This window comes from Oleidesulfovibrio alaskensis DSM 16109 (assembly GCF_000482745.1).
GTDB lineage: Bacteria > Desulfobacterota > Desulfovibrionia > Desulfovibrionales > Desulfovibrionaceae > Oleidesulfovibrio > Oleidesulfovibrio alaskensis.
Map to the genome: position 1 here is coordinate 38,422 of NZ_AXWQ01000016.1, position 26,024 is coordinate 64,445.

Annotated in this window: 16 protein-coding genes and 1 rRNA gene; 7 read left to right on the plus strand and 10 right to left on the minus strand. The window is 57.3% G+C overall.

All coding sequences use genetic code 11. The features are described from left to right. The first annotated feature begins 7 nt into the window (after window positions 1-7). From H586_RS0110740 to H586_RS0110755, 3 genes are all read left to right on the plus strand, one after another. Window positions 8-1,192, plus strand: coding sequence for a YgeY family selenium metabolism-linked hydrolase (locus H586_RS0110740; protein ID WP_011367267.1), 1,185 nt, complete (start codon window positions 8-10; stop codon window positions 1,190-1,192). Window positions 1,193-1,209: 17 nt separating this feature from the next. Beyond that, window positions 1,210-2,634 (plus strand): sodium:solute symporter family protein, encoded by a 1,425-nt coding sequence (locus H586_RS0110745; protein WP_011367268.1) that lies wholly within the window; start codon window positions 1,210-1,212, stop codon window positions 2,632-2,634. A gap of 197 nt (window positions 2,635-2,831) precedes the next feature. Further along, window positions 2,832-4,421 carry an N-acyl-D-amino-acid deacylase family protein gene (locus H586_RS0110755; protein ID WP_011367269.1) on the plus strand — a complete coding sequence of 530 codons (1,590 nt, stop codon included), beginning with the start codon at window positions 2,832-2,834 and terminating at the stop codon, window positions 4,419-4,421. 367 nt (window positions 4,422-4,788) lie between these two features. On the opposite strand, the gene H586_RS0110765 is transcribed toward H586_RS0110755, so the two are convergent. The 5 genes from H586_RS0110765 to H586_RS0110785 all read right to left on the minus strand — a co-directional run bounded on the left by H586_RS0110765 (window position 4,789) and on the right by H586_RS0110785 (window position 13,117). Then, the gene (locus tag H586_RS0110765; RefSeq protein WP_011367270.1) at window positions 4,789-6,183 is read right to left on the minus strand and encodes a sigma-54 interaction domain-containing protein; all 1,395 of its coding nucleotides are present in this window, start codon (window positions 6,181-6,183) and stop codon (window positions 4,789-4,791) included. Window positions 6,184-6,498: 315 nt separating this feature from the next. Then, complete coding sequence (gene hpsH / locus H586_RS0110770; RefSeq protein ID WP_027182024.1) at window positions 6,499-7,428, minus strand: (2S)-3-sulfopropanediol dehydratase activating enzyme; 930 nt, start codon at window positions 7,426-7,428, stop codon at window positions 6,499-6,501. Between the two features lie 106 nt (window positions 7,429-7,534). Next, window positions 7,535-10,024: a (2S)-3-sulfopropanediol dehydratase gene (hpsG, locus tag H586_RS0110775; protein ID WP_027182025.1), complete on the minus strand. Its 2,490-nt coding sequence runs from the start codon at window positions 10,022-10,024 to the stop codon at window positions 7,535-7,537. A gap of 96 nt (window positions 10,025-10,120) precedes the next feature. Next, window positions 10,121-12,028, minus strand: a complete 1,908-nt coding sequence (locus H586_RS0110780; protein WP_027182026.1) for a TRAP transporter large permease — start codon at window positions 12,026-12,028, stop codon at window positions 10,121-10,123. A 78-nt stretch (window positions 12,029-12,106) separates the two neighbouring features. After that, the gene (locus H586_RS0110785) at window positions 12,107-13,117 is read right to left on the minus strand and encodes a TRAP transporter substrate-binding protein (RefSeq protein ID WP_027182027.1); all 1,011 of its coding nucleotides are present in this window, start codon (window positions 13,115-13,117) and stop codon (window positions 12,107-12,109) included. An 802-nt stretch (window positions 13,118-13,919) separates the two neighbouring features. Between H586_RS0110785 and H586_RS0110795 the strand changes: the two genes are divergently transcribed. Next, a complete protein-coding gene (locus H586_RS0110795; RefSeq protein ID WP_011367275.1) occupies window positions 13,920-14,750 on the plus strand; it encodes an amidohydrolase family protein in 831 nt (276 codons plus the stop codon). Window positions 14,751-14,956: 206 nt separating this feature from the next. Further along, window positions 14,957-17,143, plus strand: coding sequence for a methyl-accepting chemotaxis protein (locus H586_RS20145; RefSeq protein WP_051363987.1), 2,187 nt, complete (start codon window positions 14,957-14,959; stop codon window positions 17,141-17,143). Window positions 17,144-17,204: 61 nt separating this feature from the next. Here the strand turns inward: H586_RS20145 and H586_RS0110805 are convergent, their stop codons facing one another. After that, the gene (locus tag H586_RS0110805; protein ID WP_027182028.1) at window positions 17,205-17,621 is read right to left on the minus strand and encodes a hypothetical protein; all 417 of its coding nucleotides are present in this window, start codon (window positions 17,619-17,621) and stop codon (window positions 17,205-17,207) included. A gap of 148 nt (window positions 17,622-17,769) precedes the next feature. Between H586_RS0110805 and ettA the strand changes: the two genes are divergently transcribed. Further along, on the plus strand, window positions 17,770-19,455 hold the full coding sequence (gene ettA, locus H586_RS0110810; RefSeq protein ID WP_011367278.1) for an energy-dependent translational throttle protein EttA: 1,686 nt from the start codon (window positions 17,770-17,772) through the stop codon (window positions 19,453-19,455). Window positions 19,456-19,691: 236 nt separating this feature from the next. On the opposite strand, the gene H586_RS0110815 is transcribed toward ettA, so the two are convergent. The 4 genes from H586_RS0110815 to H586_RS0110830 all read right to left on the minus strand — a co-directional run bounded on the left by H586_RS0110815 (window position 19,692) and on the right by H586_RS0110830 (window position 25,328). Beyond that, the gene (locus H586_RS0110815) at window positions 19,692-20,276 is read right to left on the minus strand and encodes a TetR/AcrR family transcriptional regulator (protein WP_011367279.1); all 585 of its coding nucleotides are present in this window, start codon (window positions 20,274-20,276) and stop codon (window positions 19,692-19,694) included. A gap of 257 nt (window positions 20,277-20,533) precedes the next feature. After that, entirely contained in the window at window positions 20,534-20,923 is a 390-nt protein-coding gene (locus tag H586_RS19000; protein WP_011367280.1) for a response regulator, read from the minus strand. After that, window positions 20,920-24,483, minus strand: a complete 3,564-nt coding sequence (locus H586_RS0110825) for a hybrid sensor histidine kinase/response regulator (protein WP_027182029.1) — start codon at window positions 24,481-24,483, stop codon at window positions 20,920-20,922. Before H586_RS0110825 ends, H586_RS19000 begins: the two co-directional genes overlap by 4 nt. Window positions 24,484-24,704: 221 nt before the next feature. Further along, entirely contained in the window at window positions 24,705-25,328 is a 624-nt protein-coding gene (locus H586_RS0110830; RefSeq protein WP_011367282.1) for a tetratricopeptide repeat protein, read from the minus strand. A 446-nt stretch (window positions 25,329-25,774) separates the two neighbouring features. On the opposite strand from H586_RS0110830, the gene H586_RS0110835 reads away from it, so the two are divergent. Next, window positions 25,775-26,024: ribosomal RNA gene (locus H586_RS0110835) — 16S ribosomal RNA — on the plus strand; the annotation flags it as partial.

The window sequence follows — 26,024 nt, forward strand, 5'->3', positions numbered from 1 at the left end:
TATCACCGTGTTGAATGAACAAGTGAAGAAAAGCGTTGTGGACCTGTGCGCTGCCGTTATCCGGCAGCCCAGCGTCTCGGGCGAGGAAGCCGGTGTCGTTTCCGAACTCAAGGCCTTCATGGAGTCGAGCGGGTTTGATTCGGTGACTGTCGACCGTTACGGCAGCATCATCGGTTGTGTGAAAGGCAACCGCCCCGGCCCCAGAATTCTGTTTGACGGCCATATAGACACTGTGCCTGTGGATGCCGCACGCTGGACCAGAGATCCTTTCGGCGCCCAGATCGAAAACGGCCGCATGTACGGCCGCGGCACGTCGGACATGAAAGGCGCCGTGGCAGCCATGGCCGTGGCGGCAGCTGAAATGGCAAAGCCGGAAAACCGTGATTTCGCCGGTGAGATTTATGTGGCCGGCGTGGTGCACGAAGAATGCTTTGAAGGGGTGGCCGCACGCGAAATCAGCAGTGCCGTCAAGCCCGATTATGTGGTCATCGGCGAAGCATCGCAGCTGAATCTGAAAATAGCCCAGCGCGGCCGGGCTGAAATTGTATTGCAGACAGAGGGCAAACCCGCGCACTCCGCGTCGCCCGATGAAGGCATAAACGCCGTGCACAAAATGATGAAGCTGGTGGCCTGCGTGGAAGCGCTGACCCCGCCCGAACAGGAAGTGCTGGGCAAAGGTACCAACGCCCTTACCGACATCAAGTCGTCTCCGTACCCCGGCGCCTCGGTGGTGCCTTCCGGCTGCCGCGTGACCTACGACCGGCGCCTGCTGGTGGGAGAAACCAAAGAGTCCATTCTGCAGCCCATCCGCGACATCATTGCCCGGTTGCAGGCCGAAGATTCCGCTTTCAAGGCAACTGTGGGGCTGGCTGAAGATCAGGCCCCCTGCCACACCGGCGAAACCATCCGCGCCGAGCGGTTTTTCCCCGCATGGCGTTATGAAGAGTCCGAAGAGTTTGTCCGGCAGGTTCTGGGCGGTCTGCGTGCAGCCGGTCTTGACCCGCAGATAGACCACTATGCCTTCTGCACCAACGGCAGTCACTATGCCGGCGAGGCAGGTATCAGAACCTTCGGCTTCGGTCCCTCGCTCGAAACTCTGGCACACACCGATGATGAGTACATCGAGCTTGATCAACTCTACAAGGCTGTTGCCGGCTACATGGCCATCAGCCGAGCCCTGCTGCAGGCCTAGAAGAGGAGTCACCTGCCATGACGAGCACATTCTATGTTATTCTGGCCTATATGGCGTGCATGATCGGAATCGGCCTGTGGGTCGCCAAACGCAAAATCCGTCAATCTGAAGATTTTCTTCTGGCAGGCCGGCAGCTTGGTCCGGCTATGATGGCAGGGACTCTCGCCGCCGCCGAAATCGGCGGCGGCAGTACCCTGGGCGTTGCGGCCAAGGCCTATGGCGAATGGGGTTTTTCCGCAGGATGGTACGTTGTCAGCGCCGGTATCGGCATCTTTCTGGTGTCGTTCGTCGCCCCGTATCTGCGCCGCTCCATGGCCACCACGGTTCCTGAAATTCTGGCACGGCGTTACGGCCGCACATCGCATATCATAACCACTTTTCTTTCCATCAGCGCCCTTTTCTTTGCCACGGCTGCGCAGGTCATTGCCACCTCGTCGGTCATCCATGTGGTAACCGGCGCCGACCTGCCCATGGTCATCATCCTTTCCGGCTGCGTGGTCACGGCCTACACGCTCATGGGCGGGCTCATGTCGGTGGCCTTTACCGATATCGTGCATATATTCTTCATCACCGTAGGTATGGCTGTGGCCATGCCCATCATTCTGCACAACTCCGGCGGGTGGGACCATCTTGTGGCCACGCTGCCTCCTTCGCAGATGAGCCTGACCAACGTGGGCTGGAAGACTATATTCGGACTTATCCTTATGTACTTCATGACCTTTTCCACAGGTCAGGAAGCGGTTCAGCGGTATTTTGCCGCACGTAACGCCAAAGTGGCCAAAATGGGCTCCTTCATGTGCTCCTGCCTGATGGCCCTGTACGGCTTCATTCCGGCAGTCATAGGTCTGGTGGCACTGGCCCACTTCCCCGGTATCGAACCCAACAGTGCGCTGCCCACGGCCGCGCAGCATTTCGCCCCGACCATCATCGCAGGCGTGGTTCTGGCATCGGTGGTGGCGGCAACCATGTCCAGCGCCTCCGGCAACATGCTGGCCGTGTCCACACTGTTCACCAAAGACGTCTTTCAGAAGTATATCCGCCCCGATGCCACAGACAAGCAGCTCATGACATGGAGCAAGGGCGCCATCCTGTTCGTGGGCATGTGCGCCGTGGGCATCGCGCTGGGTAACTACTCCATCATATCGCTGCTCATTCTGGCATTCACCATGCGTGCCGCCGGTCCTTTCGCAGCGTTCGTCTTCGGGCTGATTTATGAAAAAGCCACCGTAAACGCCGGACTGTACTCCATCATTCTGGGGTCCGTGGCTGCCATCGGATGGCAGCAGGCCGGTGAACCCTACGGCATCATGGCCATCGTGTTCGGCGCGCTGGTCAGTACCGTGAGCTTCTTTGCGATTTCCAAGATTGAAATCGCCATGGGTGTTGCGCCTGCCCCGCTGGCCATCACCGAAGAACACCGCAAGGCGAGCGGCGAAGAGTAGCAAGGTTATTTGACGGGACGGGCGCGGGTGAAGGCGCGCCCGTCCTGCAGCGTCTCACTGCGCGGGCCGGACGCTGCTTTTCCGCTGCACCCGGAAAAAAACCGGCCCGCCCGCGGCGCAGGATTCCGCAACAGCGCTTCCTGCGCCGGAAATTTCACCGGAAAGCAACTGCCCGTGACAGGCAGGGGGAAAAGACCATGAAAAGACTTATCAGCAACGCCACCATCATCGACGGGACAGGAGCCGCCGGTTTCAGCGGTTCTGTAGTGACCGAAGGAGAGAGGATCGTCGCGGTGCTGCCGGACAGCAATCCTCAGGGCGATTTCGATGAAGTGCTCGACGCTCAGGGTTGTGTCGTCTGCCCCGGCTTCATCGACACCCACAGCCATTCCGACCTGCTGATTTTCAGAGAAAAACATGTGCCCGCCAAGACAAGGCAGGGTATCACAACAGAAATTCTGGGTCAGGACGGTATTTCCGCCGCGCCCATGCCTGCAGAGTATGAAAGCCCGTGGCGTAAAAATCTTGCCGGTCTGGACGGCGATGTGGAAGAGCTGGACTGGTCGTATGCCACCACCGACGGCTACCTGAAGCTGCTGGAGCAGAACGGCAGCGCACCCAACGAAGGGTATCTGATCCCGCACGGCAACGTGCGTATGGAGGCGCTGGGGCTTTCCAATGTAAAAGCCACGGACGACGACCTGCGCCGCATGCAGGACATCCTGCGCCGTGAACTGGAAGCCGGCGGTATGGGGTTTTCCACCGGACTTATTTACATGCCCTGCGCCTACAGCGACACGCGCGAGATGGTGGCCCTGTGCAAAGCGGCTGCGGAATTCGACAGACCTCTGGTTATCCACCAGCGCAGCGAGGCCGACACCATTCTGGAATCCATGGAAGAAGTCATCACCATGGGGCGCGAATCGGGCGTGAAGGTGCATTTTTCGCACTTTAAGATCTGCGGCAAAAACAATGCCGACAAGTATGAAAAAGTGCTTGCGCTGCTGGACAGATGCAGTGCCGAAGGCATCCGTGTCTCTTTTGATCAGTACCCCTACATTGCCGGTTCCACCATGCTGGGTGTGATTCTGCCGCCGTGGGTGCATGACGGCGGGACCGACCTGCTGTTGCAGAGGCTGGCCGACCCCGAAGCCCGCAGGCGCATGGTGCGTGATATCCGCAGCGGCATCGCCGGCTGGGATAACTTTGTGGAGTTTGCCGGACTGGACGGCATATATGTGACCGACGTGAAAACCGCCGCCAACGGCGACTGCATAGGCAAGAACCTTGTGGAACTGGGTGAATTGCGCGGCAAGGATCCTTTCGAGGCCACATTTGATCTGCTGCTGCAGGAAGAGAATGCCGTGGGCATGGTCGATTTTTACGGTCTGGAAGAACATGTGGAAGGCTTTATGCGCCGTCCCGAGATGAACGTATGCACTGACGGTCTGCTGGGCGGCAAGCCGCATCCCCGCGTATATGGTGCTTTTCCGCGGGTGCTTGGCCGCTATGTGCGCGAACGCGGCGCCCTGACGCTTGAAGAAGCCGTGCGTAAAATGACAGGCCGCCCCGCCTCTGTGTTCGGACTTGCCGGACGAGGTGAACTGAAAGCCGGAAATTATGCCGACATTGTGGTGTTTGACCCGCAGACTGTGCAGGACAACGGAACCTTTACCGACCCCTGCCAGTTCCCCGACGGCATCCATCATGTACTGGTCAACGGCCGGTATGTGGTGCGCAATGCCGCCAATACGGACGAGGCGCCCGGAAAGGTGATCCGTCTGTAACAGAAACAGATGCACCGCCCGCACAGGCCCGTCCGGCCATTGGCCGGGCAGGGCGGTGCATCTGTCTTTTTCCGGTGCGGCGCACCGGCGATGATTGTTTTTCCTCCGAAGACGCAGCGGCTGTGCGGCCGGCCATTCTGGCTGGGTGGGCGGGCCGCGGCTTTCAGCAGACTGCGCCGGGGCTCCTTGCGTGTGTCGCGGATGCAATGTCCGGGGCACACGCTTTTTTTTGCGGATGCACAAGTGCAGACCGCCCGCGGCATACAGTTGCCGCGGGCGGTTTATGTGTTCATGGCGGCCGCGGAATCCGGCCCCGGGCAGAAAGGCGGCACTACGGAAACCGCCGGCGTGTGCGGGGCTTGCGGCGTCAGGCGTCTTCGTGCGTGCCGTCCTGTACGTCACGTAATTTTCTGAACAGGGTGGTCCTGCTTATTTTGTACATGGATGCCACCTTGCATACCGAGCCGTGACGTTTGAGGGCTTCCTGCAGAATTTCCCGTTCGATGTCGGCCATGATTTCCTTCAGCGGACGCTCGTCTTCGGGGGCGGGGGGCGTGTAGGGAGTGCTTTTGCCTGCGCGGGTGATATGCGGCGGCAGATGCTCGGGGCGGATAGAGCGCCCGTCGCATGTGACCACAAGGCTCTGGATAAGATTCTGCATCTCACGCACATTGCCCGGCCAGCCGTAGTTGCCCAGAGCGTGGCGAGTGGCTCTGGTCATGGTCATGGTGCGGTGGTATTTGGCATTGAACCGGTCAAGAAACGTGTCTGCCAGCGGAAGAATGTCGTCGCTGCGTTCGCGCAGCGGCGGCAGCCGCAGCACGGCCACATTCAGGCGGTAAAAAAGATCGCTGCGGAACCGCCCTTCTTCCACCTCTTTTGCCAGATTGCGGTTGGTGGCGGCGATGATGCGCACATTGACCTCTTTGGGCTGCGTGGCGCCCACGCGCATGACCTCTCTGTCCTGCAGCACGCGCAACAGCTTTGCCTGCATGGGCAGCGGCAGCTCGCCTATTTCGTCCAGAAAAACCGTACCGCCGTCGGCTATTTCAAAGTAACCCGGTTTCCCTTTGCTGCTTGCTCCGGAAAACGCACCCGGCACATAGCCGAACAATTCAGATTCTATAAGATTTTCAGCTATGCTGCCGCAGTCCACCTTCATGAACAGCTTGCCGTCGCGGGGACTGTATTCATGGGCAAGACGGGCAATCACATCTTTGCCCACCCCTGTTTCACCCAGAATAAGCATGGTGGCATCGGTGGAAGCCACGCGCTGCAGCAGTTCCAGAACCCGTTTCATGGCATGACTTTCAAATACGGGGCGCGGGTGGCGGGTCTGCTCCTGCGCCATGTGTTCCATGCGCTCGTTGAACGAGTCTATCAGCTCGCGCTGCTGGGCTATCTGGTCGCGGAACTGGGTTATCATGGTGATGTCGCGTGCGAATGTGACCACAAGACAGACTTCACCTTCATCGTCAAACACAGGATAGCCGCGCAGGATGACCTTTTTGCTCTGCCGGACATTCTGCACGGATGTGGCCGGGCGGCGTGTGCGGACTATTTCTGGGTTCAGAATGATGTCAAAGACACCTTCTTCCAGCAGGGTGCTGACATTCAGTCCCTTGATGTCTTTCATCTGCAGGCCGGTAAGCTGTTCGTACCGTTTGTTGACGAACAGGGTCTTTCCGGATTTGTCTGTAATGTATATCCCGTCACTTAATACATCAAATATGCTTTCTATATGTTGTATTACTTTACGCATTGTATGGCCGGCAAAATGCAGCGCAGCACGCTTTCAGCTTTACCATGCCAAGCATGAAGCTGATGTGATGCACTGTATGCTGTGTTTATTATTTTGTGCATATCTAAGAATGCGTATGCACCGTGATGCTTCCGGAAAGTATATCGCAGGAGAAGTGTTCTGCGACGTGTTGTTGCGTGATAGTAAAATGGTTGTCTTCGGAATGCATCATAAAAATGAAGCCGCTGTTATCTGAGCGGCTTCATGACATTTTTTGCGTGTCAAACGACATGCCGGCCCCTTGCGGTACGGCATATGAGCGGGGCCGGACGCGGCTTAACCGTCTGTTGCATGCTCTGCAGCCACCACGGCATTCAGTGCTGTCATTACCTGTTCATCCAGAACCACCTCGCCCATGGGAGCCTGCCTGTCGAGGAAGGTGTACTTCTGCGTGCCCAGCCGGTGGTAGGGCAGCAGCTGGTATTCCACTTCCAGTTCCGCAGTAAGCCGCGCAATGGCCCGGATATCTTCTTCGGTATCGTTGAAACCGGGAATAACGGGGGTGCGCACGACCACTTTAAGCGCCGGAAAACGGCTTCTGATATTCCGCAGGTTTTCGATGATCCGGACATTGGACACGCCTGTGGCGCTGCGGTGTTTTTCGTCGTCCAGACTTTTTATGTCGTAGTGGACAAATTTTACATATTCCAGCGCCGGTTCCATGTCGCTCCATGACGCGTAGCCGCATGTTTCCACCGCAGTGTGGATGTGCCGTCTGCGGGCTTCGCGCAGCAGTGCAAGAGCAAAAGCCGGCTGGGCAAAAGGTTCGCCGCCGGAAAGGGTAATCCCGCCGCCGGAGCGTGCGTAAAAGACGCTGTCCTGTTCCACCACGTTGAGCACTTCGTTCACGGTGCGCGTGGTGCCGTAGGTTATCAGCGCTTTTGAAGGACATGCCTCGGCGCAGAACATGCCGCACTCCTCGCACAGGGCGCGGTCAATGGATATGGTGTCGTCATCTGCCCGTGTAATGGCGTTCATGGTGCACACTTCGACACAGCGCACACACTTGGTCAGCGTCAGGCAGCGTCCTGTGTTGTATGCCAGTTCAATACGTCTGCGCTGCGATTCGGGGTTGCTGCACCACCGGCAGCGCAGAGGACAGCCCTTGAGAAAGACAACCGTGCGGATGCCGGGGCCGTCATGAACGGAGTACTTCTGTATATTGAATGTGATGCCGGTTGTTTTTTTGTCTTCAAAAGAGCTCATGGGATGCCTTTTTTTCGGCTAGCAGGTTCGGTAAATGCCGGTGCCGCCCCCGTAAAGGGGGCGGCTGGCCGGCTGAGTGTGGATGATGCCTTTTTAGTGCCGGTGCCTACATCGCGTCGTGCTGGGTACGGGCGATAAGGTCGTTCTGCAGGTCGGGCGAAAGGTCCACAAAGTACGCGCTGTAGCCTGCAATGCGTACAATGAGGCTGCGGTATTTTTCAGGGTCTTTCTGCGCGGCAATCAGCGTGTCGCGGTTGATCACGTTGAACTGCACGTGCCACAGCTTCAGGTCGCAGAATGTACGGATGAACGAGACCAGCTTTTCGGTGCCTTCATCGCCTTCCACGCATTTGGGGGTGAACTTGATGTTCAGCATACGGGCGGCGCGGTCGCGGTAGCCGTAGTTCTTGGAACTGAAGTTGGACTGCAGCACAGCGGTGGGGCCGTTTACGTCGGCACCGTGCGAAGCGGATGAGCCGTCAGACAGCGGCGTCCAGGCCAGCCGGCCGTTGGGAGTGGCAGAAACCACTTTGCCGAAAGGCACGTGCGAGGTGAAAGGCACATAACGCACGTCGTTGTGCATGCCGAGTTCGGGCGAGTAACGGCGGCCGTACTTTACCGAAATGGCGTCGATTTCGCGGGCGATGCTGTCGGCGTATTCATCGTTGTTGCCGTAGCAGGGGGCGGACTTGAGCATCTGCTGAACGTCTTCCTTGCCTTCGAAGTTGCACTTCAGGGCTTCGATGACTTCCTGCATGGTCAGCTTTTTGTCTTCAAAAACAAGCTTTTTGATGGCTGCAAGCGAGTCGACAACGGTGCCGAAGCCCATGTACTCGAAGTACCCGAGGTTTATACCTTCGGGAATCTGCGGGGTGTGCAGGTCGAGGCAGTGCTTCATGCACAGGTCGTGCAGGGCGCTGCCCATGGGCTGGGCAAAGTGGCGGGCGCGCACGTTGTTGATGATGTGCTGCTGGATGAAAGCCGCACGCAGGAAGTGCTCGTGCTGCAGCACATAGGCGTTCCAGAACTCTTCCCACGTTTCAAAGCGGGTGGGGTCGCCGGTTTCCAGACCCAGCTCGTTTTCACCGTATTTGAGCATGCGCCCGTTGTAGAGCACCATTTCCAGCGCTGCGGCAAAGTTGATGTATGCGCCGCCGCTGGTGTAGGTGTCGCGGTTGGGCATACGGGCTTCGGTGCAGCCGGAAACGGCGTAGTCCAGGGCTTCCTCAAAGGTGGCACCCTTGGAGACATACAGAGGCACGATTTCTTCGTCGTTGATCAGCTTGGGAAAGCCGGAGCCGAATTTGATGGTTTCGGCCACGTCGTGCAGGTAGCGTTCGGGCGAGCGCGAATGAATGCGTGCTGCAAGGTCGGGGTAGTGCAGCGGGAATTCACGCTTGGACTTAAGGAACAGGTAGGTCAGGTCGTTGGTGGCGTCCAGCCCCTGCGGAGTCTGCCCGCCTATGGTCACAGCTTCCCAGTGGGCGTACCCTTCGTTAAAGGCTCCGCCCGCGGGAGAAATGTACAGGTCGACATACTGCGCCATGCCCACCCACATGCATTCCAGCAGCTCAAGGGCGCTTTCTTCGGTGATGCGGCCTTCTTCTATGTCTTTGCGGTAGAAGGGCCAGAAGTACTGGTCCATGCGGCCGTTGGAGACAATGGTGCCTGTTTTCTGCTCAAGGCGCGAGAACATCTGGGTAAACCACTGGGCCTGCACAGCTTCATAGAAGTTGCGGGCGGGGTTTTCCGGTACCCATGCGCATATCTCGGCCATGGTTTCCAGTTCCGCCTTGCGAACGGGGTTGGTTTCTGCCGCGGCCATGTCCGCCGCCAGCTTGGCATGACGGTTGGCCCACAGAATAATGGCGTCGCACACGATGACGATAGCTTCAAGGAAGGGGCGCTTTTCCACGTTGTCGCGGGGGCTTAAGGGATCAAGCCCTGCTATTTTCTCCTGCGCTTCTTCCTTCAGGCCTCTGAAACCGCGCTTGAGAACCTTTTCGTAGTCGTGCACCCACTGGATGGACGAACGGAACGACGAGGTTTCGTTGACAATGAAGCGCGACTTCAGACCCTGCGGGTCGTCATAGGTCAGTTTGTGCACATCCGAAGGCAGGGCGAGGTTCAGGTCTTCGTGGTAGGTCTTGCCTTTCCAGTAGGGAGCTATTTCTTCCACCACCACGCGTGCGTCCGCTTCGGTGATGGTAAAGGGCGATTCGGTACGGTTGGGCAGGTCTTCAATGGCCAGATCAAGAAAGTCGCCGTCCAGTTCGGGGTACAGCACGCCGTACCGGCCGGGGCAGCCGCCGCGTCCGCATATCAGCTGGTCGTCATCAATGTACACGGTGATATGTTCGGCCACATGCTTCATGGCCTTGGCCCAGCGCAGCACCAGCGGCTGGCCTTCGGTCTCCTTCATGGAGTCGGTGAAGAGCTTTGCGCGTTCCACGTCGATGCGGGGGCGTTTGCCGTCAAAGCTGTCCAGAATGTTGAACACGCGCTCGTGCGACTTGCGGAAGCTGTCTTCCTTACCGGCTATTTTGTCCTGAAGGCGCTGTTCATGGGGAGACAAGGGAGTTGTGCAGCATTGCATGGTTTTTTCTCCTGAGTGTATTCGTCTGAGTTCTGTTGAGTGTGTATATGCTGCGCCCGGGGCGGTGCAGGACACCGGCCGTGCGCCGTGCTTTCATCAGCCCGCAAAGAACATGGGAATTGCGGGAACGTAGGTGGTGATCAGCAGCACCGCCAGCATGAGCGCGATGAGCGGCAGAACCACCTTGGACAACTGTTCGATTTTGGCGTTGGCAACGCCGCTTGCCACAAAGAGGTTGACCCCGACCGGCGGTGTGACGAACCCGATGGCAAGGTTGACCACCATGATGATGCCGAAGTGTACGGGGTCTACGCCGACCTTGAGCACAATGGGCAGCAGGATGGGAGTCAGTATGACAATGGCGGCCAGAGCTTCCATGAACGTGCCGATGATGAGCAGCAGCACGTTGATCATGAGCAGGATGGCTATTTTGTCTGTGGTCAGGCCCAGCATGGCCTGTGCAATGGTGGTGGGCACTTCTTCGATGGTCATTATGTTGCCGAAGATGGTGGCCATGGACATGAGCACGATAACCATGGCGGATGTGCCGGCCGCTTCGACCACACAGTCGTAAAAGCTGCCGCAGCTCAGTTCGCGGTGCACGAAGCAGCCGATGATGAGGCCGTAGAAGGCCGCCAGTGCCGCTGCTTCCGTGGGGGTCATTATGCCGCCGTATATGCCGCCCAGCACGATGACCGGCACCATAAGAGCCCACTTTGCTTCCCATACGGCATGCATGAAGGTCTTCAGGTTGCGATCGCGTACTTCGCCTTTCCAGCCGCGCTTTTTGGAGTACCAGTAGCTGTACGCCATAAGGGCAAGACCGGTCAGCAGGCCCGGCACGATGCCGCCCATGAAAAGCTTGCCGATGGATGCCTGAGCGGAAACGCCGTAGACCACAAACGGGTTGCTGGGAGGAATCATGACGCCGATGGCTCCGGCGGCGGCCACAATGGCTGCAGAAAAGTATTTGCAGTAGCCGCGTTCCACCATGGCGGGAATAGTCAGCGAGCCGATGGCGGCAACGGTGGCGGGGCCGGAACCGCTGATGGCGGCAAAGAACATGCATGTGCCGATGGTGGCCAGAGCCATGCCGCCGGGCAATGCGCCCAGCATTTCATCGGCAAGGTTCAGCAGACGGCGCGAAAGCCCGCCGGCACCCATGAACACTCCCGCGGCGATGAAGAACGGAATGGCCATGATGGGAAAGCTGTCTATGGACGTGAAGGCAATCTGGGCCACATAGTCTATGGGCAGGCTGCCTGCGGCCACGATGGTGGCCAGCGCAGCCAGCCCCAGACCTATGGCAATGGGCACGCCCACCACCAGAAACAGGGCAAAGTAGCCGAAAAGTACCGGCAGCGGGTCGATGTAGTCGGCGATGAACAGGGGGGCGGCCAGTACCGCACACAGGATAAGGCCGATAACGGTATCCGCCGCACCGCAGATGCGTACCTGTCCGGCAAGGTCCTGCAGCAGCCGCACGGCCATCAGCCCGAAGCTGACAGGCAGCACAAGATACGGAATATAGTAGGGCAGCTGCAGAGCGGGAGATGTCTGCGGATAGGTCAGCTGCATTTTGATGAGATCAAGCGACTGCCAGAGCACGGTGGCTGCCAGTGTGAGAAAACACACGTCCACGATGATCCACGATATATTCTGAAACCTGACGGGCAGCCTGTCGAAAATAATGTCGACGCGGATGCTTGAGCGGTTTTTAATGGCCACAGGCACAGCCAGATACGATATCCAGATGAAGATGAAACGTGCCATTTCTTCTGTCCAGACGGCGGCTGCGGCGCCTTCGTGCAGGTAGACGCCGATGTAGCGGTACAGGGTCTGGAAGGTGATGATGAAGATGATGGCCAGCATGCCTGCAACCAGAAACGGCTTTTCAAAGTTGGCATCAAGCCAGCCCAGTATTCCGGGGCGGCTTTCCAGAGAGCCGCTGGAGCATTCGCCCTGAGCGTTCATGATGGCGGCTGTGACGTTGGGATCTGACATTATGACCTCTTGGTTGCGTTGTCGGAAAAGCGGCTTTCCGGGGCAGGAAGCGGGCAGGCCCCCTGCCCCGGTTTCTGTTTACTGCTGGGTTTCCTGCACCAGTTTGATCAGTTCGGCAGGAATGTCGTCTTTGAACTTGTCCCAGACGGGGCGGGTGCGTTCGACCAGCTTGGCGCGCTCTTCGGGGCTCAGTCTGGTCACCGTGATGCCCTGTTCGATGAATGCGTCTTCCGCTTTCTTTTCAAGCTCGCTGGTGATGGAGCGCTGATAGGTCAGTGCTTCGCGGCCTGCTTCTGTCAGAATCTGCTGCACATCGGCAGGCAGGCTGTCGTAGTAGGCTTTGTTCATCATCAGCAGGTGCATGCTGTAGTTGTGGGCAGAATCTATTGCGTACTTCAGCACTTCGGTGTGCTTGGCGTCGTTGAGCAGCGAGAATGTGTTGCCTTCGCCGTCCACGGTGCCCTGCTGCAGAGCCGTGTAGGTCTCGCCCCACGAAATGGGGGTGGGAGCCATGCCCAGCGCGGCAGCCACGGCCACTTCAATGGGTGAGTCGGTGGTACGCACCTTAAGGTTTTTCAGATCGTCAGCGGTTTTGATGGGCTTTTTAGTGGTTACAAAATTGCGGTAACCATATTCGCTGTACATGATGGGCTTCAGACCGATGGAGGCGGCTATTTCATCCAGCTTTTTGCCCAGTTCGCCGTCATCGATGGCTTTGTACAGCTTTTGCTGATGCTCGGGGCTGGTGATGTAGGGCAGGTCAAACACCATCCACTGTTTGGAAAAGTTGGCCATGTTGGGTGAAGAACTGGAAGCCATTTCCAGCGTGCCGCGCTGTGCGGCTTCCATGGTCACACGGTCGCTGCCCAGCATGCAGTTGCCGAACAGCTGGATGCGCACACGGCCGTTGCTTTTTTCTGCAACCAGTTCCTTAAATTTTTCGTAGCCTACCGTCACGTTGTTGCCCGGCGCCATGGGGTGCGCCAGACGGATGTTGATACGCTTTGCCGCATGCGCCTGTGCGCCTGCCGTCAGGGTCACGATGCACGCCAGCGCCACCAGTGCGCCTGCTTTCAATAGGTGTTTCATGGTTCTTCCTTGGTCTTGAGGTTCTTCCCGAGTGTGTTGTTAGCAGCTGCCTTTCGTCCCTTACTGAGCAGGTAATGTGCCAAAACCGCAAAAGCGGCGCGCAGCTTGATAAAAACGGCACAAGCAGCCCGGAGCGGCTGCCTTTTGGGTCTGCCTGAATGCGTATTCCGGCAAGGAGTGTTCCAATTATGAAACAGTGTTTTTGTATCTTACTAATTTTGATAGGTTTTTTTGATTGTGAAAAGTATGTTGCAAAGGTGGAACATGTCTTATTGCGTCAGACGTGTGGATGCGCAGGACGAGCCCGTGCGTGCCGCATGACCGGCAGGCGCCGCGGAATCATGCGGTGTCTGAGGCGCTGATGTGCCTTGTTGAAAAATACAGGCAGCATACCGGCAGGTGTACAGGATATGTGAAATACAGAACATAGCGGGAGGGGCAGGGGGGAAGTTGCGGTATCCGTATCCGGCTGTTGAACGGCGGATACGTCGTCATCTTGTGGCGCGGAGGTGGAGAAGATCGGGCGGTGCCCGTCGTGGCAGTTGCACGGTTGCAAAAGTGAAACGTGCGGAATGTTATGCTGTTACATACAGATGAAAAAAATCACATGCGTCCGCGCTGCTGGCGGGAAGGCGGCCGCAGTTCCCGCAGAAGACTGTTGCTTGCTCTCCGGCAGGCAGAGGAGATCGGCTTTTTGAGTTTTGTCATTAAATGCAGTGTATTGCTGCTTAATGATGAGCTTGAATGCCAAGGCACGCTTTTTGCGAGAAGGGAAGGACCTTTTACTGCAAGGAGTGAACTAATGAAGGTTATCGATTTCCGTTTCCGGCCCAATACACCGGAAATCATTAACGGCATTGCCGGTAGCAATATGTTTAAAGCGGCCTGCAAGGCCATAGGATTTGAAAAGCGCAAGCCGCAGCCTCTGGATGAGATAGTGTCCGGTCTCGATAAACGCGGCGTCGAGCTGTGTGTCATTTCCGGACGCGACAGTGAAACAACCTACGGTTCACCTGCCAATAATGACAGTGTGCTGGAATTCTGCAGGGCGTACCCTGACAGATTTATCGGCTTCTGGGGAGTTGACCCGCATAAAGGCATGGCCGCAGTGCGCGAATTGCGGCACGCCGTGACAGAACTTGATATGCGCGGGGCATCCATCGACCCCTATCTGGCGCACATCCGCCCTGATGAGGCACGGTACTACCCCATATATGCCGCCTGCTGCGATCTGGGCATTCCCGTGTTCATCACCACGGCGCCGCCGCCACAGGTTGCCGGCGCGGTTATGGATTACACCGACCCCCGGCATGTGGATATTGTGGCGCGTGATTTTCCCGATTTGAAAATCGTCATGAGCCACGGCGGGTATCCTTTTGTGAATGAAGCCATTTTCACCTGTCTGCGTAACGCCAACGTTTACATGGACTGCTCTGAATACGAACAGGCACCCATGGCGGAAGCTTATGTTCAGGCCATGAACTCCTTTATAACGGACAAGGTTGTTTTTGCCAGTGCCCACCCTTTCATCGAGCAGGAAGACGCTCTGAATGTGTACGCGAAGATGCCTCTTTCGGATGATGCCCGGCGCAAGATAATGTACGATAATGCCCGCAGGGTTCTCGGACTGTAAGACTGCGCGTCAAAGACCGTAAAAAGGAAGGATTCATGTCCTTCCTTTTTTTGTGGCTTATAAATACGCGGTGACAAAATAACAGAGCGTGAATTTACCGTATAATATAACTGAAAAACAGGAGCTCCAGCGTATAGTGGGCGGCAGGGAACGTCATATAAATCGTATATGTTTTGTATCAGCCGGAAGGTCAGAGGAGGTCATACATGTCTCTTAAACAACTCTTTGCGCTTTCAACAGTACTTATCATGCTGCTTTCGGCAGCTGTTGTGGGCGTTTTTGTAAAATACAGAAGTGCTGTTGAGCTGCAGCACAGCGCCATGCGTGAGCGTGACGCGGCTGTTGCACTTTCGCGTGAAATGGCTTCAGACTCCAATGGGCTTACCGATAATATCCGGCTGTACGGTATGACAGGAGAAGTAAAATACAAAGAAGCGTACATGCGCATTCTTGATCAAAGCAACGGTAAAATTCCGAGGAGCGACGGTTCTGTTATAGATTTTATGGACAAGGTCAAGGCGTTCGGCGTGACCCGTCAGGAGATGGACGCCCTGAAGGCTGCAAAGGAACTTTCCAATGGTCTTGCCGTCATTGAAACGGAAGTCATGGATTTTATAGATGCACGCCTGCAACGCGCGGGCAGTGCGGAAAGGTACCGCAGTCAGCTTGATGCGGATGCCATGCAGCAAATGGCCAGGCTGTATGATGCAGAGTATTATCAGTGGATAAACAAAATCGCCGCCGCAGTGCAGCAGTTCAACACCTCGCTTTTCAGCAGAACCGAAAAGAGTGTGAACGATGCTCTGGCAACCGGAGAGAGCATGAGTCGCACGTTTTTTGTCATGCTCGGCGTTTTTATTGTTTTTGTTTTTGCCCTGCTTGTATTTTTGTGGCGCAGTCTCTCGCAGAGTATCGGCGGTGAGCCGCGTGTCATTGAGCAGGTGGCCGCCGCCATTGCCGCCGGTGATCTGACTGCGGCGGATAAGCTGGACAGAACAACGGCGCGGGGTGTGGCAGCGGCCATGCTGGGTATCAATGACAGCCTCAATCTGCTTGTGACCGAGATGGTCTCGTCGCTTGAACATATCAAACGCGGTAACCTGCGTGCGGAATGCGACGAGAAAAAAGTCCGCGGAGCCTACCGCGAGCTGCTTGCCTCCACCAACAAACTTATGGCCACCATTGTCGCTTACTTTGACCTGATCGCCACGCCGCTCATGTGCATAGACAGCGGGTACAATATTCTTTTTATGAATAAAAAGGGTGCCGAAATGGCAGGCAAGACCCCTCAGCAGGTACGCGGGACAAAATGCCATGACCACTTCCGCACTGCCGCCTGCCGCACGGGCAGCTGTATCTGCGATCTGGCCATGAAAGCTCATGATGTGACCAGTGGTGAAACCGTTGCTAATCCGGCGGGTAAAGAACTGCTGGTGTCCTTCTCTGCGGCTCCCATCCTTGATGAAAACGGAGCTGTCATTGGAGCTTTTGAGCAGATATTTGACGAGACAGCTATAAAATCGGGCCAGCGCAAAATGCAGCAGCTTGCCGGTAATGCCACCAATATAGCAGACCGTCTGGCTTCTGCGGCAGAGGAGCTGTCGTCACAGGTTGAGCAGTCGAGCACAGGATCTGACGTGCAGCGCGAACGCATGGGCGAAACTGCCACAGCCATGGAGGAGATGAACGCCACAGTGCTGGAGGTGGCGCAGAATGCTTCGCACGCCGCTGATAACGCCGAAGGCAGCAGAACCCGCGCTCATGAAGGCAGCACGGTCGTGGGGCTGCTCATAGAATCCATCCGGCAGGCGGAGAGGGCCGCAAGAGGGCTGAAAGAACATATGACCGAACTGGGGCAGCAGGCAGAAGGCATAGGCGGCATTATGAATGTTATTTCAGATATAGCCGACCAGACCAATCTGCTTGCGTTGAATGCCGCCATCGAGGCCGCCCGGGCAGGCGATGCGGGGCGCGGGTTTGCAGTGGTTGCCGACGAAGTGCGTAAACTGGCGGAAAAGACCATGGTAGCCACCAGCGAGGTAAGCTCCGTTGTAAATTCTATCCAGAACGGCACGCGGGCGAGCATCGCATCAACCGATGATGCGGTGAATGCCATTGCCAGCAGCACAGAACATGCAACCAACTCGCAGGGCAAACTGGCTGAAATAGTTAATCTGGCAGAGACAACGGCCGATCAGGTGCGCGCCATCGCCACCAGTGCCGAAGAGCAGTCTGCAGTGGCCGACGAAATCACACGCTCGGCTGATGAGGTGAATCAGATAGCACTGGATGTTTCACAGGCGATGCAGCAGAGCACGCAGGCTGTGCGTGAACTGGCGGAACTGGCCACGGAACTGCAGACTCTTATCAGTGAACTGACTGCCGCACGGTAGTCCCCGGCACTGTTGCAGGTGCATACCATGACCGCCCGGTGCAGCGCTGTGCCGGGCGGTGTTATGTACAGTCTGCAGACTGTGCGGGAACTATGGCGATATCAAGAAATATGGCCGTATGCCCCTGTGCCCGGGCAGTTGCGGTGATTGTGTCTGCGGCAGCGCTGTGTGCGCCGTGCAGTGTCAGGCTGGCTCGCTTGAACCAGCCGAGGCAGCGTTCACTGCCGGTGCCTGCGCGGGTCAGATGCAGCATGCCTGTCACCGTGTGCTTCTGCTGTGCATGGGGGCCGCTGTCAGCAGGGGCCGCCGGTCCGATATGTCCGGTAAGCCGGTATTGTTCCGTGCTGCCCGAAAAGTTGCCGCCGCTTACGGCAATGGTGCCCTCTTCCGTATGCTGGCTGTCCGAACAGCGTATGCGGTACAGCCCGTCTTTCAGGGGAATGCAGGTGCATATGGTCATGGCCGCAGGGTACACCATACCGGCGTGCCTGTCTGCCCCGGCACACCGCCGTGTTTCGATTTGCTCGTTACGGGTGGGTACGGTGCGGGCGCTGGACATCCTGACAGTTAGTGCATAAGCACATTGTGCCGCCAATGGCGGGACTATTTTTAACAAGGTGAGTGTAATGAGCAATAACGAACCGGATAAGATTATCTATTCCATGGTGCGGGTGTCCAAGCGGCACGGCCAGAAGGAAGTGCTTAAGGATATTTCGCTGTCGTATTTTTACGGCGCAAAAATCGGCGTGCTGGGGCTTAACGGTTCCGGTAAGTCGTCGCTGCTCAAAATTCTTGCCGGCGTTGACCAGTCTTTTGACGGCAAAACCGTGCTTTCTCCGGGGTATACCATAGGGTATCTGGAGCAGGAACCGTTGCAGGACGAAACCCGCACCGTGCGCGAAGTGGTGGAAGAAGGTGTGGGCGATGTCATGCAGCTGGTACAGGAATTTAACGAGATCAACGCCAGATTTGCCGAGCCCATGGAGCCTGACGAAATGGATGCGCTCATTTCCCGTCAGGCCGAGGTGCAGGAACAGATGGACGCCAAGGGCGCATGGGACATAGACTCGCGTCTTGAAATGGCCATGGATGCTCTGCGCTGCCCGTCCGGCGATACGCCGGTCTCTGTTATTTCCGGCGGTGAAAAGCGTCGCGTTGCTCTGTGCCGTCTGCTGCTGCAGAACCCCGACATTCTGCTGCTCGACGAACCTACCAACCATCTGGATGCCGAATCTGTCGCATGGCTTGAACGCTATCTGCAGAGCTTTCCGGGCACCGTCATTGCCGTTACCCACGACCGGTATTTTCTGGACAATGTGGCCGGCTGGATACTGGAACTCGACCGCGGCCGCGGTATTCCGTGGAAGGGCAACTACTCCAGCTGGCTGGAGCAGAAAGAAAAACGTCTTGCCAATGAAGACAGGGCCGAAGCCGAACGCAGAAAGACCCTTGAGCGCGAACTTGACTGGATACGCATGTCTCCCAAAGGGCGGCACGCAAAATCCAAAGCGCGTATCAACGCCTACGAGGCCATGCTCAGCCACGAGTCGGAAAAAGTGGCCGGAGACCTTGAAATCTACATTCCGCCGGGACCCCGTCTGGGTAAGGTTGTCGTGCAGGCCGAAGGGCTGTGCAAGTCCATGGGTGACAAACTGCTGGTGGACAACGCCGGTTTCATCATTCCTCCCAACGCCATAGTGGGTATTGTGGGGCCCAACGGCGCAGGTAAATCCACGCTGTTTAAGATGCTTGTAGGAGAGGAACAGCCGGATGCAGGCGAGCTGAAAGTGGGCGAAACCGTCAAGTTCGCATACGCTGACCAGAGCCGCGGCTCGCTGGAAGCTGGCAAGACCGTGTACGAGGTTATAAGCGAAGGCTACGAAACGGTGAAGCTGGGCAGCCGCGAAATTAACAGCCGTGCATACTGCTCGCGTTTCGGCCTTACCGGATCCGATCAGCAGAAAAATGTCGATGTGCTTTCCGGCGGTGAACGCAACAGGGTGCATCTGGCACGTATGCTGAAATCAGGCGCCAACGTGCTGCTGCTTGACGAACCCACGAACGACCTTGATGTGAACACCATGCGTGCACTGGAAGACGCGCTGGAAAACTTTGCAGGCTGCGTGCTGGTCATCAGCCACGACCGCTGGTTTCTTGACCGCATTGCCACGCATATCATGGCGTTCGAAGGCGATTCGCAGGTGGTTTTCCATGAAGGCAACTACTCCGACTATGACGCCGACAGAAAGCGTCGGCTCGGAAAGGATGCCGAACAGCCGCACAGGATCAAGTTCCGCAAACTGACCCGCTAAAACAGGCTGCATATATACCACAAGAGGACGCTCCGGCGTCCTCTTTGTTTTGCGGGAGAGCCGTGCCGTATCGCCCGCTACGCGGGTACCGGCCGGTAAAAGGTTTCCCCGCCGGCTGCATGGCTGAGAAAGCCGCAAGGGCACTCAGCCTTTTGCAGGACGGTTCCGCGGGGAAAGACCCCGAAAAAAAAGAGCCGTGCGGGCACGGCTCTTTGCAAAAACATTTCTGACAGGCGTTATTCGCAGGTCAGCATATGGCGGATATTGTCGATGACGCTGCGCAGCACATCGTCGGAAGGCTCGACAAAACCGAAGTGCATGGCTCTGACAAGGCCTACCACAAGGCTGACCACCATGCCTGCGGTATCCTTGGTGTTCAGGGCGGAACGTATGGAACCGTCCTGTTTACCCTCTTCAAGGGCCTGTGTCAGATACTCGGTAAGATAGCTGTATATCTGCTGAATCTGCAGGAACACGTTGTCGTTTCTGTGGCCGTAGCGTGTGGGAGCATCACGGAAAATAAGGCAGAATTCCATGTTGTTCTTTTTAACGAAAACATAGAACGATTTGATGATGGAAACGACCTTTTCCATGCTGCTTTCAGGAGTGCGCACTTCAAGATACTTTTCGATGTCGCTGATGAGCTGGTTTTTCACGTTGGTTACCAGCGTAAGGAAAATGTCATCTTTAGTCTTGAAATGACGGAAGATCGTCCCTTCGGCCACACCTGCTTCGCGTGCCAGCAGGCTGGTGGGGGTATTGCTGAAGCCGCGTTCCGCAAAAAGGCGCGCGGCGGTGTCCAGAATAATGTCGCGTTTCATGATATCCCTACAATGGTATGTTGCGATAATAAACGGTGTGTTCACTCACTCAGAGGTGTGGTGATACTCCTGCCATTCAAAAGTGTCAACGCACGAAGCCCCGCAATCGTTGGCAGCAGCGCATATCCGGCCATGTCGTTGCCGTGCCGCCGTGCCGCGGCGTGCCCGTGCTGCGCATGATTTTGTCTGATTAATCAATGCTGTATGGGCTTGCACTGCTGAAAGTATGTTGTGCATTTCTTGTTTTTTTGCATGTGTTACAGCAGTTTTTCAATAGCATCAATCAGCTGCGGCATATCCAGCGGTTTGCTGAACACGGCGGTGAAACCGGCTGCGGTCAGTTGACGGCGGATGTCGCTGTCGTGATGGGCCGTAACAGCCACAGCAGGCACAGATGCTTCTTCCGGACGGCAGGCGCGCAGGCGGGGCAGCAGTCTGTCTCCGGTTATGTCCGGCAGCTCTATATCCAGCAGCAACAGATCAAAATGTCTGCCGCTCATACCGGCAAGCGCGGCATCACCGTCGGCAACACATTCCGTTTCATAACCGGCTTTGGTTAGCATAAGCTCAAGCATAGTCCGGCTGACGCGGTTGTCTTCTACAACCAGAATGCGGCGTCCGCTATATCGGGGGCTGCGCCTTGTCATGGCTGTCCTGTCCCCTGTTTTCCGTTCTGCCGCAGCACTGTCTGCATGCGGAACAAGTCTTCCATCGCCTTGCGGTTGCGGACGGTGGCGCTTTCCAGTTCGGCAAAAAGATCCTGCACTGCATCGGCGTCGTTTGCCGCTGCCGCATCGCAGACGCAACGGGCTATGCGGCGCAGTGCCTGCAGCCCCAGCTGAGCTGCGATATGCTCGATGGCAGCCGCAGCAGCGCCTGTCCGCGGCAGATCGTTGTGCAGCATTGCCCCGCGGCCGGCCGATATGCTGTCACTCAGCCCCTGCAGTTGCGCGGGCAGTTCGGCTGGTGGTTCGGCATCGGCGGCGTATTGCCGTATTCCGGCAGTATCATGCTGTTCGGCAGCTTGTTCTGCCTGGGGTTTCATTACACTGAACACATCGGCTTTTTCTGCACCGTCCGTGTCCGGGTACGGCTTTTCTTCGCGGGCAAGCCCTGCCGGCGCGGCGGGTTCCGGTTCTGCCAGTGCGGCCACAGCCGCAGAAATGCGGGCGAATGTTTCGGGTGTCAGAACCGAAGGTATGTTGACGGGCGGCATTGCGTCCCCGTCGTCGTCAGGCAGAGGCGATTCTTCGTCCGCAGGGTCGTCTTCGGCTGTTCCGGCCAGTTCATGGGATTTTTGCGCAGCGGTGTCAACCTCGGTGGTTTTTACGCTTCGGGATGTCTCGAAGTGTTCCAGCGACGGGGTATCGACCGGTGCCGCAGACTGTTCGGGGGGCATGGCAGCTGCTGTTTGCTGCGCAGCTACACTATCTGTTTCCGTATTCTCCGCTGCGGATGCCGCGTGTTCCGTGGCGCAGCCGTCTGCCTCAGGGCCGGAGCAGGTCTCCGGCTGCTCCACCGTGGCGGCCCCGTTCTGCAGTTTTCTTTCCTCGTTATGAAAGAACATGGGGTTTACTGCTGAAAGAAGAGGTTCCGTCTCGGCTGGCTCCTCCGCTGTTTCGTGATGCGCCTGCTGTCCGCCTGTGATGTCTGCCTGCTGCATGGTCTGCGCCGAGTGCGCAGCGGTGTGTCCGCCGGCGGGCACAGTGCATTCAGGCGCGGTTGCCGGTTCCTGCGCGGGATTTTCCATGGCTGCAATGGTTTCAGATACGGCGGAAAGCAGTGTGCCGCGGGTGAAGGGACGCAGCAGAATGGCGGAGCAGCCTGCCTGCCGCATTGCTTCCGCGCCTTGTTCATCTCCCGCTTTCACCACGCCGAAAACAGGGCCGGGCATGAGCCCCAGTTCCGTTTCGGCTTCGCGCAGGGCGCGGACAGTTTCCGGTCCGCTCATTTCGGGCATGCGGGCGTCCACCATGACCAGTGAAGGAAGCCTGCGGCGGAAGACTCTGAGCGCTTCGGCTCCGCTGCGGGCTTCAATAAGCACCAGCGGGGTGTCTTCCAGAAAAAACGAAAGCAGCTGGCGGTTGCTGGCAATGTCGTCAGCCACCAGCACCAGACCGGGCTGTCTGCCGAGGCAGGAGGGCATGCCGTGCGGCAGTTTGGACGCAGGCTGCAGACGCAGAGTGAAAGAGACGGTGGTGCCTGATGCGGGGGCGCTTTCAAGGCACACCACACCGCCCATCATGGAGACCAGATCGCGCGTGATGGAAAGGCCGAGACCCATGCCTCCGTAGCGGCCCGACCCCGTACCGGGGCTTACGCAGAAGCTGTCAAAGACCGCATAGGGATTTTCAAGGGGGATGCCCACGCCCGTGTCGCTGATGGTAAAGCGCAGATGACCGGGGTCTGTGGAATCATCAACCCGTTCGACGGAAAGCCTGATGGTGCCTTCGTCGGTAAAACGGATGGCGTTGCCCAGCAGGTTCAGCACTATCTGCAGGATCCTGTCCGGATCGCCCAGAAAATTCACCGGCAGATGCGGAGACATGAACCATGAAAGCTGCAGACCTTTGCGGCCGGCTTTGATGAGGGCAATGTCGTGGGCTTCTTCCAGCACATGGTGCAGGTTAAAGCGAACAGCCTTGAGGTCTGTTCTTCCTTTGGCCGCACGCGCGGCATCCAGCAGGTCGTTGATCTGCAGTTGCAGATTACGCCCTGCAGACTGCAGCAGCGCCAGTTGCTTTCTGCCTGTGTGCGCGGGCAGAGACGCAGTCAGCTCTTCGATGGTGCTGAGCATGGCGGTAAGAGGAGTGCGCAGGTCATGGCTTACCCTTGCCAGCAGCGCTCCGGCTGTCAGGTGCGGTTCCTGCTGCTCGAACGCATGTTGCTCTGCCGTATCGTTTTGTTCGGGCGCGGCTGCCGGTACGCAGCGCTTGCTGTCCGGAGCGATGGCAAGGCACAGCAGTCCGCCTGCGGTACCCAGTGCCGGTCCCAGCGAGGCCCAGTAAGGTGCATCGGGGCTGAGGGCTGCCCCCATACCGGCCACAGTGCCGGTGGCCGGCAGCAGACAGGCCAGCATGTAGCGTCCGGCGCCTGATACCCCGTCCTGCCAGCGGAGCAGGGCCGGCAGTGCCGGCAGAACGCACAGCAGCGGCCAGAGCGGCAGCGCGCGGTGTAAGCCCGAAAATCCGGGAATAAGCGGCAGCAGGGCTGCTATGGCTCCGGCCGCCATGCACAGGGCAAAAAGCCTGTCAGCACGTTGCGATTCATCTGTGCGCAGCAGGCTGCGGCCCGTCTGGGCCAGAACAAGTACGGCGATACCGGGCAGAAAAAGCGCAGCCACACTGCGCCACGAAAACAGCGTTGCCGCGGCCACAGGTGACAGCGAATGCAGCAATACTGCCGCTGTGGCGGCTGCGGCCCACAGGCGCCAGACAGATTTTGCGGTTGCAGCCATGGCAATATGCAGCAGTATCAGCGCCAGCAGGGCTCCTTGCAGCAGGTGCATGGGTTTTGCCGCGCGTACGGCGTCATCCAGCGAGTCGCCGGCAGGATGCAGCGTAGGCTGAAACCATGGTCCGGGTGCACCGGCAATGCGCAGATACACCGTCAGCGGAGCACCACCGGGGGCAGGCAGAGGTACCGCCGTTCCCGTGGTCATGATGCGCTGCCAGCCTTCGGCTGAATCAGCAGAGGGGATGTACAGCTCCACCGGTGCAGGGATGGTAGGCCCGAGTTGCAGAACCGGCCCCTGCAGCAGCGCATGGCGCGGTTCCGGGGTTTCCTGCGGCTCTTCTGCCGTACTGTTTTGTCCGTCGCGCTCAACAGAAGAAAGTGCAAATCGTACGGAGTCCGGCAGGGGCTGTGCTTTGTCCGCACGAAAAGGCGGAAGGGCGGCGGCATTACGGTTTCCGTCATCCAGCAGGGTAAGACGCAGCCAGACGGCGCGGGCTCCGCCAAGGGGTGAAACATCGTCAAAGTGCCTGAATTGCTGCCTCATTCTTGGCGACGCCACCTGTGTGATGGTAAGCGACCCGCCTGCGTCGGGCAGAACCTCCATGAACGGCTTGACCCACATGCGTGATTCAAGCTCGTCCAGCGGTACGGAAGCGATACCCGAAGCACCGCCGGATGCCGGAACGGTCAGTAAGACAAAAAGACTTATTATGAATGCACAATGACTGTAAAAACGTAGACTATACCGCATGAACATCCTGAATATGGCGGAAAGGGTGGTATAAAAGTAAAAAAGCCGGACAGGCCGGTGCCGGCAAAAGCCATCGGTCTACCGGAATTGATAGAGTGTTTTGCCGGTCTTGTCACGTTGCGGCACCATCAAGCGCTGTCTGCCCATGTGCCGTTGCCCGCTGTCTATAAAAAAGCCGGACGCGCTGGGCATCCGGCTTAAGGACAGGTCGCGGCAGGTGGTTACTGGCCCTGCAGCTGGCGCAGCATATCCCGTACCGGTGTACCGCCCGGTGTGCGGGCTTCGGGATTCAGGCGCAGCAGCTCTTGCCACGCGGCAAAAGCTTCTTCTTTTCTGTTCAGGTCATGGTACAGAACAATGCCCTTGTTGAACCGCGAAACCTCGTGGGACGGATCAGCAGCGATGGCTTGGTCAAAGGTTTCAACGGCACGGCGGTGCTGGTGGTCTCTGCGGTACATTACTCCCAGATCGGTCAGCACATCAGCATCACCGGGTTTGATCTGCAATGCCTTTTCGTATGCCCGTATGGCGGGGCGTGGCTGGTTTGTGTCAAAATACAGGTGGCCCAGTTTGACCCATGCGGCATGCTCTTCGGGATGTTTCTGAACATATTCCTCAAGGTCGAGTATCTGCCCCGTCTGCTGAGGCGGTACCTGCTGGGCGGGGGCCTGTTGATGTACTGCGGCCTGTTGTGAGTGGGTGAACACGGTTGTCAGCAGGTTGCCTGCGTACAGCCCTGCCAGCAAGGCAACCCCGACGGCGACATACAGGGTGGAGCGTTTCACATAGGCGCCTTTTTCAACAAGCGCCGCAATTTCCCTGAGTTCCTGTTTGCTTAAAGCCATTATAACCTCGTGTGAGTGTGCCTGAACGTGGTTTTAAAAACCGGTGCCACAAAACGGTGTACGAGTTGATACCTGCCTGTGGAATATAAGGCAAGGCGGCACGGGCATCATATAAAGGGGGCGGTGCAGCAGGCAGGCTAAAAACGGATAAAGTGAGAAAAAGTGAAAAAGTGTGTTGACACCCGAAGGCGGAAAGCATAAATACCCCCTTCGTCGCAAGGCGAAAAGCTCTTTGACCAGTCAGCACCGGAAAGCGGTTTTTAAAGTTTAAAAACTTTTTTCAAAAAAGATGTTGACAAGCTTCGGCGAATGGCTCATAAAGCCCTCCGCTTCGACGGTAACCGCTCGACGCGGAAAGACGAAGTTCTTTGACAATTAAATAGCGAGTTGGACAGGAAATAAGTTCAGCTTTATTTTGGCCATAGAATTTTATGGCTTCAGTTTTCTAACTGGAGAGTTTGATTCTGGCTCAGATTGAACGCTGGCGGCGTGCTTAACACATGCAAGTCGTACGCGAAAGTCCCTTCGGGAATGAGTAAAGTGGCGCACGGGTGAGTAACGCGTGGATTATCTACCTGCATCACCGGAATAACGGTTGGAAACGACTGCTAATGCCGGATAGTCTTGAAAGGGTAAAGGGGGCCTCTGCTTGCAAGCTTCCGGGTGCTGATGAGTCCGCGTCTGATTAGCTAGTTG